Genomic DNA, 15,685 nt, shown 5'->3' on the forward strand with positions numbered 1-15,685 from the left:
CAAAGGCCCGATCACCGCCCACGCCTGATCAGTCACTTCATGACGACGCACCACGAACGGGCTAACGACCCACCGACATTGCGGACACCCCCTAGGGCCTGTCGTTCGGATCATCCCGGCGTCGCGGGGTCTGGCACGCTCCCCCACTGCCCGAAAGGCGTGGGGGCACCCCCAGCGGCGTTGTCGTCGGTTGCCGACGCTCCGCGTCGCCGCCCTCCTCCGCCTTGCAGCTCCACGCACCGGACCCCGCTCGGCCCGACCGAACAGCACCGCTTCCCACAGCCGGGCTGATCCAAACGACAGACCCTAGCTGCCGGTGTGCCGGCCGCGGTCGCCCTCTTCGACGACGTAGTCGACGCGCTCGCGGGGTGTCTCGCCGCTGTCCGCGGCCGGCACGGCGCCGCCGGTGGTGAGACCGGCGGCGATCACGGTGCCCGCGATGAGCAGGTTTCGCGTACGACGGGTCATGGTCGGTGGCTCCTTCTCGCGTCGTGGTGACGTCGGGTTCGGAGTCAAGACCATCAGGCCGATGCGAAAAGGGACTTAAAGCGGGGGCGCCGCGGTGGCCGGAAGCCACCGCGGCGCCCCATGGCTACGCGTTCTCCAGCCGTTGGCCGCGCAGCAGGAACCAGGCCGCCACGGAGGCCGCGAGCAGGACCACCGAGCCCACCGTCGCCGCGGTCGTCAGACCGTCGACAAAGGCTTCCCGGGCCGAGTCCAGCAGCCGGGCCGCCGTGTCGGCGGGCAGCCCCGACGCCGCTTCCGTGGCGGCGCCCAGCGACTCGTGGGCCGCGTCCGGGGTGCCCGGTGGGCCGACGAAGTCGCGGTAGACGCCGGTGACGATCGAGCCGAGCAGGGCGATACCGAGGGCCGCGCCCAGTTCGTACGCCGTCTCCGAGACCGCGGAGGCCGCGCCCGCCTGTTCCTTGGGGACCGATGTGAGGATGATGTCGGCCGTCACGGTGAACGCGAAGCCCGCGCCGATGCCGACCACCAGCAGGGCCGCGCCGAGCAGCGGATAGCCCGTGGACTGGCTCATGAAGGTCAGCGCACCGAGCGCCACACCCACGGCGGCCAGTCCGCCGGCGACCACGGCCCGGACCGAGAAGCGGCGGGCGGCCCGGCCGGCGATCAGACCGGCGGCCACCGCGCCGATCGCGGCGGGCAGTTCGGCCAGACCGGCCTCCAGCGGTCGCCTGCCCTGCACCAGCTGGAAGTACTGGGACAGGAAGAAGACCAGGCCGGACAGGCCGAGGATGGTCAGCAGGTCGGCGAGGACGGCGCCGCTGAAGCCGCGGTTGCGGAACAGCCGCATGTCCAGCAGCGGGGACGGCAGGGTGAACTGGCGGCGTACAAAGCCGTACAGCGCCGCCACACCCACCAGGGCCGCCGCCAGGGTGGCCCAGGCGAAGCCGTGCGTGGCCGCCTCCTTGATGGCGTACACCACGGCGATCATGCCGACCAGGGACAGCAGCACGCTGGCCGTGTCCCAGGGACCCGGATTCGGGTTGCGGGACTCGGGGAGCAGCTTGGCGCCGACCACGACGAGCACGGCCATCACGGGCAGGTTGATCAGGAAGACCGAGCCCCACCAGAAGTGCTCCAGCAGGAAGCCGCCCATGATCGGGCCGATCGCCGTACCCGCGGAGGCGGTGGCGCCCCAGATGCCGATGGCGAGGCTGCGCTCGCGCGGGTCGTGGAAGAGGTTGCGGATCAGGGCGAGGGTGGCCGGCATCAGGGTCGCGCCGGCGACACCGAGCAGCGCCCGGGCCACGATCAGCAGCTCCGGCGTGGTCGCGTAGGCGTTGAGCACGGAGACGGCACCGAACGCGGTGGCGCCGATCAGCAGGATCCGCTTGCGTCCGATGCGGTCACCGAGACTGCCCATGGAGACCAGCAGACCGGCGATGACGAAGGAGTAGACGTCACCGATCCACAGGAGCTGGGTGCCCGAGGGGTTGAGGTCCTCGGTGATGTAGGGGGAGGCCAGGCCGAGCACGGTCGCGTCGACGGCCACGAGCAGCACGGCGAGCACGAGGACGGACAGCGCGAGCCAGCGTCCGGGGCGCTTCACCGCCTCGGTCGCGTTCGTCGGCTGCAGGGTGCTGCTCATGATTCCTCTCTCCGTACCGCGCCGCCGAGCAGCAGCTCGACGATCATTTTCTCGAAGTCCTTCGCGGCGACCCGGCCGTCGATCACGGCCCAGGCCGCGGCCCCCACGAGGCCGTAGAGGGCCTCGGTGAGCCAGACGGGCGTCAGGTCGATCCGGAACTCGCCGTTCTCCTGTCCCCGCTGGAACAGGGCGGAGATCCGGGCGTCCAGTCGCTCCCAGCCGGTGTTGCGCTCCTCGCCCTCGAACAGTTGGTTCTCGGTGTAGAGGAACGCGAGGAGGCCCGCGACCGGCTCGATCTCCCGGACCGTGCGCCGTACGGCGTCACTCGCGGGGCCCTCTTCCATGCGGGCGCGTTCCATGGCCGCCTCGCACTCGGCGATGCCCAGCTCCTCCAGTGCGCGGATCAGGGCGTCCCGGCCGGCGAAGTGCCGGTGCAGGGTGGCGCGGCTGATGCCGGCGGCCTTGGCGACCTCGTCCATGGTCGCGGTGGCTTTTCGGGTCAGCAGGGCTGCGGCGGTGCGCAGGGTGTGGTCACGGTCGACGGCCATGAGACGAGGTTAGCGCATATGAGACATGTTTGTCTCACCCAGGGCGGGTGTGATGCGGGACACAGAGGACGCGAACCGACGCTTCCGGCCCGAGGAACGAGTGTGGGCCACCCCGCCCGGTCCGTTTCCGGATCCGGTCGGGATGGCCCACACCCCACGCCAGGGGGCCGTACAGCCCCGCCCGCGCGGTCCTACTTCTCCTTCGCGTGCGCCCACTCCCGCTGGGCCGCCACGTCCGTCTTCACTTCCGCGAGCTGGATCGCCACCGCGCTCGGTGCGGTGCCGCCCCTGCCGTCGCGGGAGGCCAGGGCGCCGGGGACGTTGAGGACGGTACGGACCTCGGGGGTGAGGTGGGGGGAGATCTTGGCGAACTGCTCGTCCGTGAGGTCGTCCAGCTCCTTGCCCTCGGCCTCCGCGACCTTGACGCACTCGCCGGCCACCTCGTGGGCGACGCGGAACGGGACGCCCTGCTTGACCAGCCACTCGGCGATGTCCGTGGCCAGCGAGAAACCGGCCGGGGCCAGCTCCTCCAGGCGCTCGCGGTGGACGGTGAGGGTGGCCATCATGCCGGTGAAGGCGGGCAGCAGGACCTCCAGCTGGTCGATGGAGTCGAAGACCGGCTCCTTGTCCTCCTGGAGGTCGCGGTTGTAGGCGAGGGGGAGCGCCTTCAGGGTGGCCATGAGGCCGGTGAGATTGCCGATCAGCCGGCCGGACTTGCCGCGCGCCAGCTCCGCGATGTCCGGGTTCTTCTTCTGCGGCATGATCGAGGAGCCGGTGGAGAAGGCGTCGTGCAGGGTGACGAAGGAGAACTCCTTCGTGTTCCAGATGATGACCTCCTCGGCGATCCGGGAGAGGTTCACCCCGATCATCGCGGTGATGAAGGCGAACTCGGCGGCGAAGTCGCGGGAGGCGGTGCCGTCGATGGAGTTGCCCGAGCTGCCGTGCTCGAAGCCCAGGTCCCTCGCGACCGCCTCCGGGTCCAGACCGAGGCTGCTGCCCGCGAGCGCGCCCGAGCCGTACGGCGAGACGGCCGTGCGCTCGTCCCACTGGCGGAGCCGCTCGGCGTCCCGGGACAGGGACTGGACATGGGCGAGGACATGGTGGGCGAAGAGGACCGGCTGGGCGTGCTGGAGGTGGGTGCGGCCGGGCATGGCGACCTCCGGGTGGGCCTGCGCCAGCCCGATCAGCGCCTCCTGGAGGTCGGCGATCAGCGCGCCGACCACCCGGGCGTGGTCCCGCAGATACATCCGGAAGAGGGTCGCCACCTGGTCGTTGCGGGAGCGGCCCGCGCGGAGCTTGCCGCCGAGGTCGGGGCCGAGCCGTTCGAGCAGGCCGCGTTCCAGGGCGGTGTGGACGTCCTCGTCGGCGATGGTGCCGGTGAAGGAGCCGTCGGCGACATCGGCTTCGAGCCGGTCCAGCCCGGCGATCATCCGGGTCAGCTCGTCGGCCGTGAGCAGGCCCGCCTGGTGGAGGACCCGGGCGTGCGCGCGGGAGCCGGCGATGTCGTACGGCGCGAGCCGCCAGTCGAAGTGGACGGAGGCGGACAGTTTCGCCAGGGCCTCGGCGGGACCGTCGGCGAAACGGCCGCCCCACAGCCGGACGTCACCACTGTTGCTGCTCACTCGTGTCGCTCCTCACCCTGCACTCATCCGTCCTGCATGAGTATGCAGACCTCTGCATGAGTAGTCAATTTCACCGCACGGCCCCGTCCCCGGCGGGCGCAAACCCCCGCCCCTCCCGCCCCTTCCCCGGCGGGCGCAGCCTCCGCCCGTCCCGCCCCTTCCCCGGCGGGCGCAGCCCCCGCCCGTCCCGCCCCTTCCCGCCCTGCCGTACCCCATTGCCGCCCCGGGCGCCGGGCAGGAGAATCGTCAGGCGTGGGAAAGACATATGAGCGCATCGACGGCAGACTCCGTACCTTCATCGAAGAGCAGCCGCTCTTCTTCACCGCGACCGCCCCACTCTCCGGCGAGGGTACGGTCAATCTCTCCCCCAAGGGCCTCAGAGGCTCATTCACCGTGCTCGACGGGTTGACGGTGGCCTATCTCGACTTCGCCGGATCCAACGCCGAGACCATCGCGCATCTGCGGGAGAACGGCCGCATCACCCTGATGTGGTGCGCCTTCCAGGGGCCGCCGAACATCGTGCGGGTGCACGGGCGCGGGGAACCCGTCTTCCGCGACGACCCCCGCTTCCCGGACCTCCTCGCCCGCTTCCCCGCCATCGACCCCGCCCAGCACGGACTGCGGGCGATCATCGTGGTGAGCGCGGACCTCATCCGCGACACCTGCGGCTACGCCGTCCCGCTGATGACCTACGACGCCGACCGCGATCTGCACGAACGGCGCTTCGCCCGCGAGGACGACGCCTCCCTCGACGCCTACTTCCACAAGAAGGACCACGTCGCCACCAGCCTCGACGGGCTGCCGGGACTGCCCCTGCCACTGCCGCCGACCCCCGTGTAGCCGCACGCCCCGCCCCGAACGGGTCACCCGCGCTGCCCCCCGCGCCGGCCCGCTCTAGCGTCGGCGCCATGCGCCCCGTACTCGCCGCCGCCGTCGCCTTGGTCACCTCCGCCGCACTGCTGGGCACGGCCCCGGCCGAACCCGTGCCGCTGCCCCTGGAGATGGCCCGCACCGGCGGCGGCGATCAGCTCATCACCGCCGTGGCACCGGACACCGGCTCGACCACCGGCACCGTCACCTGGTGGGACCGGCAGGGCGACACCTGGGTGGAGGCGGGCAGCGCGCCCGCCCGCTTCGGCGCCAAGGGGCTGGTCGAGGGCGACTCCCGGGAACAGGGCACCAACACCACCCCCACCGGCCTGTACGACCTGCCGTACGCCTTCGGCATCGAGCCGGCGCCGGACGGGACGGCGTACCCCCACCGGGCGGTGCGGCAGGACTCCTGGTGGTGCCAGGACAACGACTCACGGGACTACAACCGCTGGAGCGAGCCCCGGGCCGCCGACTGCCGGGCGGGCCACGCCGAGCATCTGATCTCCTACGGCACCCAGTACGCGCACGCCCTCGTCATCGGCTTCAACTACCACGAGCCGGTGCGCGGACGCGGCGCCGGGATCTTCCTGCACGTCAACGGCAGCGGGCCGACCGCTGGTTGTGTGTCGGTGCCGAACGAGGCCATGCGCGCGATCCTCGCCTGGGTCGAGCCCGCCGCCCGGCCGCACATCGCGATCGGCACCGAGGGCGGGGCCACCGCGATCACCCGCTCCTGACGGCTCGCGCGCGGCACGGGCTGAACGCGGCGCGCGACCCGCACGTATCTCTGGGCCAAGGGACCACGACACACCCGTTGCCCCCGTCCCCGGAGGAACCGTGACCAGCACGCTCGCGGGCGGCCGTGCCGCCCGGCGACAGACCATGCGCCGCATCCGGCCGCGCCGCTCCCCCGCCGTGCCGCTGCTGCTCGCGGTCGGGGCCGGCGCGGCGGCCGTGCTGTGGCTGTGGTGGCACAACACCCCCTCGGTGGCCGACCATCCGGGCCGGATCGTCAACGCGGGCCGGATCACCGGACTGCTCGCGGGCTATCTGATGGCGCTGGTGGTGCTCCAGATGGCCCGCGTGCCCGCGCTGGAACGCCGGGTCGGCTCCGACCGGGTGGCCCGCTGGCACGCGACCACCGGCCGCTACACCCTGTGTCTGACCCTCGCCCATGTCTTCCTCATCATGTGGGGCTACGCACTCCAGGCGGGCCGGGGCCTCGGCGACATCGCCCGGCAGACGGTCGACTCCGTCACCCAGCTCCCCGACCTGGGCAAGGCCGCGATCGGCACCGGACTGCTGCTGCTCATCGGCCTGGTGTCGATCGGCGGCGTGCGCCGCAGGATGCCGTACGACACCTGGTACCACGTGCACCTGATGACGTACGCGGCGGTGTTCCTGACGTTCTGGCACCAGATCTCCACCGGTAACGACTTCGCGGTGGAACCGGTCGCGAAGACCTTCTGGTACGGGCTGTACGGGGCGGTCACCGCGCTGGTGCTCTGGTTCCGGATCCTCACCCCGATCCGGCTCAACCTGCGGCACCGGATGCGGGTCGAGGCGGTCGTGGAGGAGACGCCGGGCATCGTGTCGGTGCTGATCGGCGGGCGCCGGCTGCACCGGATGGGCGCGGAGGCCGGGCAGTTCTTCCGGTGGCGGTTCCTGGCGCCGGGCATGCGGTTCAGCTCGCACCCCTACTCGCTGTCGGCGGCGCCCCGCCCGGACATGCTCCGGATCACCGTGAAGGCGATCGGCGACCACAGCGCCCGGCTGCGTGAGCTGCGCCCTGGCACCCGGGTGTGGGCGGAGGGCCCGTACGGCGCGCTCACCGCGGCCCGGCGCAGCCGCGGCAAGGTGCTGCTGGTGGCGGGCGGGGTCGGGATCACCCCGATGCGGGCCCTGTTCGAGACCCTGCCCGGCGCGGCCGGTGACATCACCCTGCTCTACCGGGCCAACAGCACCCAGGACCTGGCGCTGTGGGACGAACTGGCCGCCATCGCCGACGAGCGCGGCGCCCGGCTGATGTACGCCATCAACAGCCCGGACGGGGCCCGGCCCGACATCTCCGCCGAGACCCTGCGACAGAAGATCCCCGACATCGAACGGCACGACGCCTTCCTGTGCGGGCCGCCCGGCTTCGCGCAGTCCGTGTACGAGGCACTGCGCGGCGCGGGGATCCCCGCCCGGCGCATCCATCACGAGTCGTTCGCGATGTGAACGACGGTCCACTCCCCTCGGGCTTTCCCGCTACGGGTCACCAGGAGACCGGCAACCATGAAGAAGAGTCACCCCGTTCGGCGGGCCGTGCTGGCCACCGCGGCCACCGTGTCCGGCATCGTGCTGCTGCTGACGTTGAAACCGGCGTCCGACCCGGGCTCCGCCTCGGCGGCGGGCGACCGGCCCCCCGTCGCGGGCGGGCAGTCCCCCCAGGGCGGCGCCCAAGCGGCGGGCGCCGACTCTGCCTCCGGCTCCGGCTCCGGCTCCGGCCAGGACGCCGGGACGCGGACGGTCACCGGCAGCGTGGTGCGGACCGAGTACGGCCCCGTCCAGGTCCGCCTCACCGTCTCCGGCGGCAGGGTCACCGAGGCGGCGGCGGTCCAGTCGCCGAGCGGCGGCCGGAGCACCGACATCAACGCGGACGCGGTGCCCCGGCTCAACCGAGCGGCGGTCGCGGCGCAGAGCGCGCAGATCGACGCGGTGTCGGGCGCCACGTACACGAGCACCGGGTACCGGCAGTCGCTCCAGTCGGCCCTGGACCAGGTGCGGGCGGACGGGCCCGCCAAGGAGCCGGCCGAGCCGTCGGCACCCGCGGCGCCGGCGACCCAGGTCCTCACCGGCGGCGTGGCCCGGACCGAGTACGGCCCGGTCCAGGTGCGGATCACGGTCGCCGGGGGCCGGATCATCCAGGCGGAGACGCTTCAGGCACCGAGCGGCGGACGCAGTACGCAGATCACCGAGAACGCGGTGCCCGCGCTGAACCGGGCGGCGGTGGCGGCGGGCGACGCGCAGATCGACGCCGTGTCCGGCGCGACGTACACGAGCGCGGGATACCAGGAGTCGCTCCAGTCGGCCCTGGACCGGGCCGGTGGCTGAGGGTGGGTCCGGGGCGCAGCCGGGTCCCGCGTCCGAGCCGGTGCCGGGACCGCCGTCCCGACCCGGGCCCGCCGTGGTCCGGCACGCGGAGGAGGTCATGGGCACGGTCGTCTCCCTCGATGTGCGGGGCGGGGCGCCGGAGGCCGTGCGGGAGGTGCTGCGGGAGGTGGTCGCCGGGCTGCACCGGGTCGACGCGCTGTTCTCCACCTATCGCGCGGACAGCCAGGTGTCCCGGCTGGCGGCCGGGGAGCTGACGGTCGGGGAGTGCGACCCGGAGGTGGCCGAGGTGCTGCGGCTGGGCGCGGAGGCGGAGCGGATCAGCGAGGGCTGGTTCAGCACCTCCTACCGGGGCCGACCGGATCCGACCGGGATCGTGAAGGGCTGGGCGGTGGAACAGGCCGCCGTACGGCTGGCGGCGGTCGAGGGGGTGATCGGGGTGAGTGTGAACGGCGGCGGGGACGTACAGCTCCTGGGCGTCCCTGACCCCGGGCGCCCCTGGCGGGTGGGGGTCTCCGACCCGCTGCGGCCGGGCGGTCTGGCGGCGGTGATCTCGGCCGCGGGCACGTCCGGGCTGTCGGTCGCCACCTCCGGCACCGTCGAACGGGGCGCCCACATCGTGGACCCCCGCACCGGCAGGTCGGCCGTGACGGACCTGCTGGCGGTCACGGTGGTGGGCCCCCGCCTGACCTGGACCGACTGCTGGGCCACGGCCGCGTTCGCGATGGGCTCGCGCCAGGCGCTGACCTGGCTGGAGTCACTGCCGGAGGTGGAGGCGCTGCTGATCACGGCGGGCGACGAGGTGAGATGCACCGGCGGACTCGCGGCCCGCCTGGGCTGACCCCGCGCCGAGCCCCGCGAGGGCGGCCTCGCCGCCTAGGGCCCGTTCTGCGCCAGCCTCAGCAGGTGGTCCGCCAGTGCCTGGCCCCCGTCGGGCCTGCGGCTGATCAGGAGCAGGGTGTCGTCCCCGGCGATGGTGCCCAGGATGTCCTGGAGTTCGGCCTGGTCGATGGCGGACGCCAGGAACTGGGCCGCTCCCGGAGGGGTGCGCAGGACCACGAGGTTCGCCGAAGCCTCCGCGGAGATCAGCAGTTCGGAGGAGAGCCGGCGCATCCGCTCCTCCTTCGCCGACTCCCCCAACGGCGCCCGCGGCGTGCGGTATCCACCCTCGCTCGGCACGGCGTAGATCAGGTCACCCTCGTTGTCCCTGATCTTCACCGCGTTCAGCTCGTCCAGGTCCCGCGACAGGGTGGCCTGGGTGACGTTCAGCCCGTCGTCGGCGAGCAGCTTCGCGAGCTGGCTCTGCGACCGCACGGGCTGCCGGTTGAGGATGTCCACGATCCGGCGGTGGCGGGCGGTCCGGGTCTGGGGCACGGCCGGCCCGGCCGCACCCCCGGCACCGGCGGCTCCGGCCGCTCCCGCCGGGCCGTCCGTCCCGGACGGCTGCTCGTGGTCCTGCGCCTGACTCATCGTCGTCTCATTCCGCGGTTCGTCCGTCCTCGTCGCTCGCGTCGAGAACGCCGGGCAGCGCCTGGAGCAGCGCCGCCACCTCGTCGTCGCCGAGGTTCAGCGGCGGAACCAGCCGTACGACGTCGGGGGCGGGCGCGTTCACCAGGAATCCGGCGTCCTGGGCCGCCTTCTGCACCTGCGGTGCGAGGGGCCTGGTGAGCACGATACCCAGCAGCAGGCCCGCGCCCCTGACATGCGCGACCAGCGGATGCCCGGTGGCCTCGATTCCCTCGCGCAGCCGCTCGCCCTGCCGCTTCACGTTCTCCAGCAGCCCGTCGCCCGCGACGGTGTCGAGCACGGCGAGTCCGGCGGCGCAGGAGACCGGGTTGCCGCCGAAGGTCGTACCGTGCTGGCCGGGCTGGAGGAGGTCGGCGGCCCGGCCGAAGGCGACGGTCGCGCCGAGGGGCAGCCCGCCGCCGAGTCCCTTGGCGAGGGTGACGACGTCCGGGAGGACGCCCTCGTGGGCCTGGTAGGCGAACCAGTGACCGGTGCGGCCGATCCCGGTCTGCACCTCGTCCAGGACGAGCAGACTGCCGCTGGCGGCGGTGATCGCGCGGGCCGCCTTCAGATAGCCCGGCGGCGGGACGACCACACCGCTCTCGCCCTGGATCGGCTCGATGACGACGAGCGCGGTCTCGTCGGTGACCGCGGCGGCCAGTGCCTGGGCGTCGCCGTACGGGACATGGGTGACCTCGCCGGGCAGCGGCAGGAACGGCTGCTGCTTGGCGGGCTGGCCGGTGAGGGCGAGGGCGCCCATGGTGCGGCCGTGGAAGCCGCCCTGGGTGGCGACCATGTGGGTGCGCCCGGTCAGCCGGCCGATCTTGAAGGCGCCCTCGTTGGCCTCGGCGCCGGAGTTGCAGAAGAACACCTTGCCGTCGCGGCCGAAGAGCTGGAGCAGCCGTTCGGCGAGGGCGACGGGCGGTTCGGCGATGAAGAGGTTGGAGACATGGCCGAGGGACGCGATCTGCCGGCTCACCGCGGCCACGATCGCCGGATGGGCGTGGCCGAGGGCGTTGACCGCGATACCGCCGAGGAAGTCGAGGTACTCGTTGCCGTCGGCGTCCCACAGCCGGGTGCCCTCGCCGCGGACCAGGGGGACGCGCGGGGTGCCGTAGTTGTTCATGAGGGCGCCCTGCCAGCGGGCGGTCAGATCCTCGTTGTTCACGGCGTTCGTGGCGTTCGTGGCGTTCGTGGCATTCCCGGTGTTCGTGGCGTTCACGGTGTTCGTGGCGTTCCCGGCGTCGTTCACGGCTCCCCCTGTCCGTCCGGCACGACCATGGTGCCGACCCCTTCATCCGTAAAGATCTCCAGCAGGATGGCGTGCTGTACCCGGCCGTCGATGACCCGGGCGGTGGTGACGCCGTTGCGGACGGCGTGCAGACAGCCCTCCATCTTCGGCACCATCCCGGCGGACAGCTCCGGCAGCAGCTTCTCCAGTTGGCGCGCGGTGAGCCGGCTGATCACCTCGTCGCTGTCGGGCCAGTCCTCGTAGAGGCCCTCGACGTCCGTGAGGACCATGAGGGTCTCGGCGCCCAGCGCAGCAGCGAGTGCCGCAGCCGCCGTATCAGCATTGACGTTGTAGACATGTCCGTCGTCCTGGGAGCGGGCGATCGAGGAGACGACCGGGATGCGGCCGTCGGCGAGCAGGGCCTCGATCGCGCCCGTGTCGATCTCGGTGATCTCGCCCACCCGCCCGATGTCGACGAGTTCGCCGTCGACGCGGGGCCGGTGCTTGATGGCGGTCATGGTGTGGGCGTCCTCGCCGGTGAGTCCGACGGCGAGCGGTCCGTGCTGGTTGAGCAGCCCGACCAGCTCGCGCTGGACCTGCCCGGCCAGCACCATCCGTACGACGTCCATGGCCTCCTCGGTGGTGACCCGGAGCCCTGCCTTGAACTCGCTGACGATGCCGTGCCGGTCGAGGGCGGCGCTGATCTGCGGGCCGCCGCCGTGCACGACGACCGGCTTGAGCCCGGCGTGCCGCAGGAAGACCACGTCCTGGGCGAAGGCGGCCTTCAGGTCGTCGTCCACCATGGCGTTGCCGCCGAACTTGATGACGACGGTCCGGCCGTGATGCCGGGTCAGCCAGGGCAGCGCCTCCACGAGGATCTGTGCCTTGGGCAGCGCGGTGTGCTTGCGGGGAGCGGTCATGAGGAGTAGGCGCTGTTCTCGTGGACGTAGTCGGCGGTGAGGTCGTTGGTCCAGATCGTGGCGGTCTCGGCCCCGGCGGCGAGGTCGGCGACGATGTGCACCTCGCGGAAGCGCATGTCGACCTGGTCGCGGTCCTCGCCGACCCCGCCGTTCTTGCAGACCCAGACGCCGTTGATGGCGACGTTCAGCCGGTCGGGCTCGAAGGCGGCGGACGTGGTGCCGATGGCGGACAGGACCCGGCCCCAGTTGGGGTCCTCGCCGTGGATCGCGCACTTGAGGAGGTTGTTGCGGGCGATGGAGCGGCCCACCTCGACGGCCTCGTCCTCGGTCGCCGCGTTGACGACCTCGATCTTGATGTCCTTGCTGGCGCCCTCGGCGTCCCGGATGAGCTGCTGGCCGAGGTCGTCGCAGACGGTGCGTACGGCCTCGGCGAACGCGGCGTGGTCGGGGGCGACGCCGGAGGCGCCGGAGGCCAGCAGCAGGACGGTGTCGTTGGTGGACATGCAGCCGTCGGAGTCGACCCGGTCGAAGGTCGTCCGGGTCGCCGCGCGCAGCGCCCGGTCCAGGACGTCGGCGTCGAGGTCGGCGTCGGTGGTGAGGACGACCAGCATGGTGGCGAGGCCGGGGGCGAGCATGCCGGCGCCCTTGGCCATGCCGCCGACGGTCCAGCCGTCCCCGCCGGCCACGGACGTCTTGTGGACGGTGTCGGTGGTCTTGATGGCGATGGCGGCCTTCTCACCGCCGTGCTCGGAGAGCTGGGCGGCGGCGGCGCCGATGCCGGGGAGCAGCTTGTCCATGGGCAGCAGCACACCGATCAGACCGGTGGAGCAGACGGCGACCTCGGCGGCGTTGTGCCCGAGCGTCTCGGCGGTCCGCTCGGCGGTCGCGTGGGTGTCCTGGAAGCCCTGCGGGCCGGTGCAGGCGTTGGCGCCGCCCGAGTTGAGGACGACGGCGGAGACCTGACCGCCCTTGAGGACCTGCTCCGACCACAGCACCGGTGCGGCCTTGACGCGGTTGGAGGTGAAGACGCCCGCGGCGGAGCGGCGGGGTCCGGTGTTGACCACGAGGGCCAGGTCCGGATTGCCGCTCTCCTTGATCCCGGCGGCGATCCCCGCCGCCGTGAACCCCTTGGCTGCCGTGACACTCAAGGTGCGACTCCGATCGTGGAAAGTCCGGTGCTCTCGTCGAGCCCCAGGGCGATGTTCATGCTCTGAAGGGCACCGCCCGCGGTGCCCTTGGTCAGGTTGTCGATGGCGCTGATCGCGATGATGCGGCCCACGGCGGCGTCGTACGCGACCTGCACCTGAACGGCGTTGGAACCGTGGACGGACGCCGTCGCCGGCTGCTGTCCCTCGGGCAGCAGCCGGACGAAGGGCTCGTCGGCGTACGCCTTCTCGTAGGCGGTGCGTACGGCGTCGGCGGTGACGCCAGGCCGGGCCTTGACGTTGCAGGTCGCGAGGATGCCGCGCGGCATCGGGGCGAGGGTCGGGGTGAAGGAGACGGCGACCGGTGCGCCGGCGACGTCGCTGAGGTTCTGGACCATCTCGGGGGTGTGCCGGTGGCCGCCGCCCACGCCGTAGGGCGTCATGGAGCCCATGACCTCGGAGCCGAGCAGATGCGGCTTGGGCGTCTTGCCCGCGCCGGAGGTGCCGGAGGCGGCGACGATCACGGCCTCGGGTTCGGCCAGTGCGGCGGCGTAGGCCGGGAGGAGGGCGAGGGAGACGGCCGTCGGATAGCAGCCGGGCACCGCGACGCGCTTGGCGCCGGCCAGCGCGGCACGGGCGCCCGGCAGTTCGGGGAGGCCGTACGGCCAGGTCCCGGCGTGGGCGGAACCGTAGAACCGCTCCCAGTCGGCGGCGTCCTTGAGCCGGAAGTCGGCGCCCATGTCGATCACCAGGACGTCGGGGCCGAGCCGCTCGGCGACGGCGGCGGACTGTCCGTGCGGCAGCGCGAGGAAGACCACGTCGTGACCGGCGAGGACCTCGGCGGTGGTCTCCTGGAGCACCCGGTCCGCGAGCGGCCCCAGATGCGGCTGGAGCGCCCCGAGCCGCTGCCCGGCGTTGGAGTTCCCGGTCAGCGCGCCGATCTCCACGGCGGGATGCGCCAGCAGCAGCCTCAGCAGCTCACCGCCCGCGTACCCGCTCGCCCCGGCCACCGCCGCACGTACCGTCATGGCACCTCCTCCTCGATGGCATGACTATACGTTTCGCTGCACGTTTATGCAAAGCGGATCGGCAGCGTCATGGGTTTCTCGTGTGACCGAGAATCTTTGTTGGCACATGGAGAGCGCTAGTTGGCACACCTTGGTCCCGTAGCACTGTGTAGCCAGAGCAGTTGTGTAGCCGAGAGCCTTGCGCGAGGGAGTCGCACGCGGTGGTGCGCGACGGAGTCGTACGTAACTGGGGACGATCGGCGGTACACCACAGACCACCAATGCGTGGAGCCGGGCTCCCGGTCCGCCCCGGGCCACCATGGCTCCGCTTCCGGCCGCCCACGGAGGCCGGCAGTGTCTTCAAGTTGCGCGTTGATCGGTGTCCGCGGCGTCGGCACGGTGCCGACCGACAGGGCCTGAAAATGGGCTGCGGCCGAATGAGACCAGGGCCCACACGTCACTGACCTGGCGACCGGAGGGCCAGATGCTAGTGGTCTGCGGCCTGAACGGGGTCACTGCGACGTTCTGGGCGGCGAACAGGGCAGAGTCGAGATAGCCCATGCTGCCAGTCCCGCACAGATACGCGCGAGCGGATCTTCCCGGCTCGTGATGCGGACCGTACCGGCCCCGGCCACGCGCACCCCGAGCGCCACAACCGGCTCAAGGGCGATCTAGCTTGCAGCGTCCACCGGGGCAAGCGGCTCGTCCGCCAGCAGATCGAGATGACCACCGGCGACTGCATCTGGCACGTATTCAACACCGAGCGCCGTACGGCCTGGATCAACAGCAACCCATGACCAACGCCGTGGCCGATTGGAGCGCCCGGCCCGCCCGGCCCTCCTCGCTCGGAATCTTCCAAGATCACTGGCTCGGCGCCGAGACCGTAACCGGAACCACGCCGAGACTTGCCCGGAGCGCGAGCCAGCTATTACCCACGCCTCGGCGCCGCCGGACAGCTCTCACTATTAGCCGCGTCGCATCGGTGCCGCATTCAGGGAGCCGCTTTTCAGTAGGCGTGATTCTGCTACTGTCGAGACACCCCTCCAAGAATTCCGGTGGATTTCAGCTGGTCTACCGGGAGGAGGTGATTCGGTGTCCGGCAGGAACCCCGACGAGGGAACCAAGCCGGACCGGACCAAGCGGCAGTCAGCCGTCCAGATATGCATCCTGATCGCGCGTGCCAGCCAGGCCGCGTACTGGGTGTACAAGCTCTGGCAGCTGAACTAGCAGCAACGATGGGCCCGGCCGATGCCACGGCCGAGCCCATCCCAGGTCCGGAACCGGGGGCCCCACGATCTCGTGCAACAGAGGCGTGGGGCCCGACTCTTTTATGGACCGAGCGATCTGTCCGGCTTCCCGGAACTGGCGATCAGCTGCCAGCATACATCCCTTTTCCTATTTGCGGAACCCAATGAATTCCGGATCCCGATTCCCGAATCGGGAAACTGTCGAATCTCGGGGCCCTCCAATTCTCGCGAATGTTGGCATTTCATTCTTTCGATTCGCCCCTGCCGTATGTCTTCATTCCCTCATCCTGTGTGGTGTTTCGAGGGCATGGCCGTCGGCTTCGGGGGCGTCCCCGTTCGTTTCGGGAGCACACTGCCGGGCTTCGAGGCCAGCCGGTCTC

General features: G+C 71.6%; 15 protein-coding genes. 6 read left to right on the forward strand and 9 right to left on the reverse strand.

All coding sequences use genetic code 11. From position 1 onward, the window contains the following. Positions 1-306 precede the first annotated feature (306 nt). From ACIQNG_RS38810 to argH, 4 genes are all read right to left on the reverse strand, one after another. Positions 307-468 (reverse strand): hypothetical protein, encoded by a 162-nt coding sequence (locus ACIQNG_RS38810; protein WP_401429250.1) that lies wholly within the window; start codon positions 466-468, stop codon positions 307-309. Positions 469-592: 124 nt separating this feature from the next. After that, complete coding sequence (locus ACIQNG_RS38815; RefSeq protein ID WP_401429248.1) at positions 593-2,113, reverse strand: MFS transporter; 1,521 nt, start codon at positions 2,111-2,113, stop codon at positions 593-595. After that, positions 2,110-2,661 (reverse strand): TetR/AcrR family transcriptional regulator, encoded by a 552-nt coding sequence (locus tag ACIQNG_RS38820; RefSeq protein WP_401429246.1) that lies wholly within the window; start codon positions 2,659-2,661, stop codon positions 2,110-2,112. Before ACIQNG_RS38820 ends, ACIQNG_RS38815 begins: the two co-directional genes overlap by 4 nt. Before the next feature lie 191 nt (positions 2,662-2,852). After that, positions 2,853-4,283, reverse strand: coding sequence for an argininosuccinate lyase (gene argH, locus ACIQNG_RS38825; RefSeq protein ID WP_401429243.1), 1,431 nt, complete (start codon positions 4,281-4,283; stop codon positions 2,853-2,855). Between the two features lie 252 nt (positions 4,284-4,535). Here argH and ACIQNG_RS38830 point away from each other — a divergent pair, with 252 nt between their 5' ends. From ACIQNG_RS38830 to ACIQNG_RS38850, 5 genes are all read left to right on the forward strand, one after another. After that, positions 4,536-5,123, forward strand: coding sequence for a pyridoxamine 5'-phosphate oxidase family protein (locus tag ACIQNG_RS38830; protein WP_401491916.1), 588 nt, complete (start codon positions 4,536-4,538; stop codon positions 5,121-5,123). A gap of 68 nt (positions 5,124-5,191) precedes the next feature. After that, positions 5,192-5,893: a L,D-transpeptidase gene (locus tag ACIQNG_RS38835; RefSeq protein ID WP_401491918.1), complete on the forward strand. Its 702-nt coding sequence runs from the start codon at positions 5,192-5,194 to the stop codon at positions 5,891-5,893. A 100-nt stretch (positions 5,894-5,993) separates the two neighbouring features. After that, the gene (locus tag ACIQNG_RS38840) at positions 5,994-7,376 is read left to right on the forward strand and encodes a ferric reductase-like transmembrane domain-containing protein (RefSeq protein WP_401429235.1); all 1,383 of its coding nucleotides are present in this window, start codon (positions 5,994-5,996) and stop codon (positions 7,374-7,376) included. Between the two features lie 57 nt (positions 7,377-7,433). Continuing rightward, positions 7,434-8,252: an FMN-binding protein gene (locus ACIQNG_RS38845; RefSeq protein WP_401491921.1), complete on the forward strand. Its 819-nt coding sequence runs from the start codon at positions 7,434-7,436 to the stop codon at positions 8,250-8,252. A gap of 97 nt (positions 8,253-8,349) precedes the next feature. Next, positions 8,350-9,090, forward strand: a complete 741-nt coding sequence (locus ACIQNG_RS38850) for an FAD:protein FMN transferase (RefSeq protein WP_401491924.1) — start codon at positions 8,350-8,352, stop codon at positions 9,088-9,090. A 35-nt stretch (positions 9,091-9,125) separates the two neighbouring features. On the opposite strand, the gene ACIQNG_RS38855 is transcribed toward ACIQNG_RS38850, so the two are convergent. The 5 genes from ACIQNG_RS38855 to argC form a co-directional block, all read right to left on the reverse strand. Beyond that, positions 9,126-9,719, reverse strand: a complete 594-nt coding sequence (locus tag ACIQNG_RS38855; RefSeq protein ID WP_401429232.1) for an arginine repressor — start codon at positions 9,717-9,719, stop codon at positions 9,126-9,128. Between the two features lie 7 nt (positions 9,720-9,726). Beyond that, complete coding sequence (locus ACIQNG_RS38860; protein ID WP_401491931.1) at positions 9,727-10,923, reverse strand: acetylornithine transaminase; 1,197 nt, start codon at positions 10,921-10,923, stop codon at positions 9,727-9,729. 80 nt (positions 10,924-11,003) lie between these two features. Further along, entirely contained in the window at positions 11,004-11,906 is a 903-nt protein-coding gene (gene argB / locus ACIQNG_RS38865; protein ID WP_401429230.1) for an acetylglutamate kinase, read from the reverse strand. Then, complete coding sequence (gene argJ, locus ACIQNG_RS38870) at positions 11,903-13,054, reverse strand: bifunctional glutamate N-acetyltransferase/amino-acid acetyltransferase ArgJ (RefSeq protein WP_401491927.1); 1,152 nt, start codon at positions 13,052-13,054, stop codon at positions 11,903-11,905. Before argJ ends, argB begins: the two co-directional genes overlap by 4 nt. Next, positions 13,051-14,079, reverse strand: coding sequence for an N-acetyl-gamma-glutamyl-phosphate reductase (gene argC / locus ACIQNG_RS38875; RefSeq protein WP_401429225.1), 1,029 nt, complete (start codon positions 14,077-14,079; stop codon positions 13,051-13,053). Before argC ends, argJ begins: the two co-directional genes overlap by 4 nt. Before the next feature lie 1,071 nt (positions 14,080-15,150). On the opposite strand from argC, the gene ACIQNG_RS38880 reads away from it, so the two are divergent. Beyond that, positions 15,151-15,285, forward strand: coding sequence for a hypothetical protein (locus tag ACIQNG_RS38880; protein ID WP_281392946.1), 135 nt, complete (start codon positions 15,151-15,153; stop codon positions 15,283-15,285). Positions 15,286-15,685 lie beyond the last annotated feature (400 nt).

The organism is Streptomyces sp. NPDC091377 (assembly GCF_044757045.1).
In the GTDB taxonomy this organism is placed as follows: domain Bacteria; phylum Actinomycetota; class Actinomycetes; order Streptomycetales; family Streptomycetaceae; genus Streptomyces.

Coding starts and splice junctions, on each gene's coding strand:
- ACIQNG_RS38810 (WP_401429250.1), bottom strand. CDS start 468: ATGACCCGTCGTACGCGAAACCTGCTCATCGCGGGCACCGTGATCGCC.
- ACIQNG_RS38815 (WP_401429248.1), bottom strand. CDS start 2,113: ATGAGCAGCACCCTGCAGCCGACGAACGCGACCGAGGCGGTGAAGCGC.
- ACIQNG_RS38820 (WP_401429246.1), bottom strand. CDS start 2,661: ATGGCCGTCGACCGTGACCACACCCTGCGCACCGCCGCAGCCCTGCTG.
- ACIQNG_RS38835 (WP_401491918.1), top strand. CDS start 5,192: ATGCGCCCCGTACTCGCCGCCGCCGTCGCCTTGGTCACCTCCGCCGCA.
- ACIQNG_RS38845 (WP_401491921.1), top strand. CDS start 7,434: ATGAAGAAGAGTCACCCCGTTCGGCGGGCCGTGCTGGCCACCGCGGCC.
- ACIQNG_RS38850 (WP_401491924.1), top strand. CDS start 8,350: ATGGGCACGGTCGTCTCCCTCGATGTGCGGGGCGGGGCGCCGGAGGCC.
- ACIQNG_RS38855 (WP_401429232.1), bottom strand. CDS start 9,719: ATGAGTCAGGCGCAGGACCACGAGCAGCCGTCCGGGACGGACGGCCCG.
- argB (WP_401429230.1), bottom strand. CDS start 11,906: ATGACCGCTCCCCGCAAGCACACCGCGCTGCCCAAGGCACAGATCCTC.
- argC (WP_401429225.1), bottom strand. CDS start 14,079: ATGACGGTACGTGCGGCGGTGGCCGGGGCGAGCGGGTACGCGGGCGGT.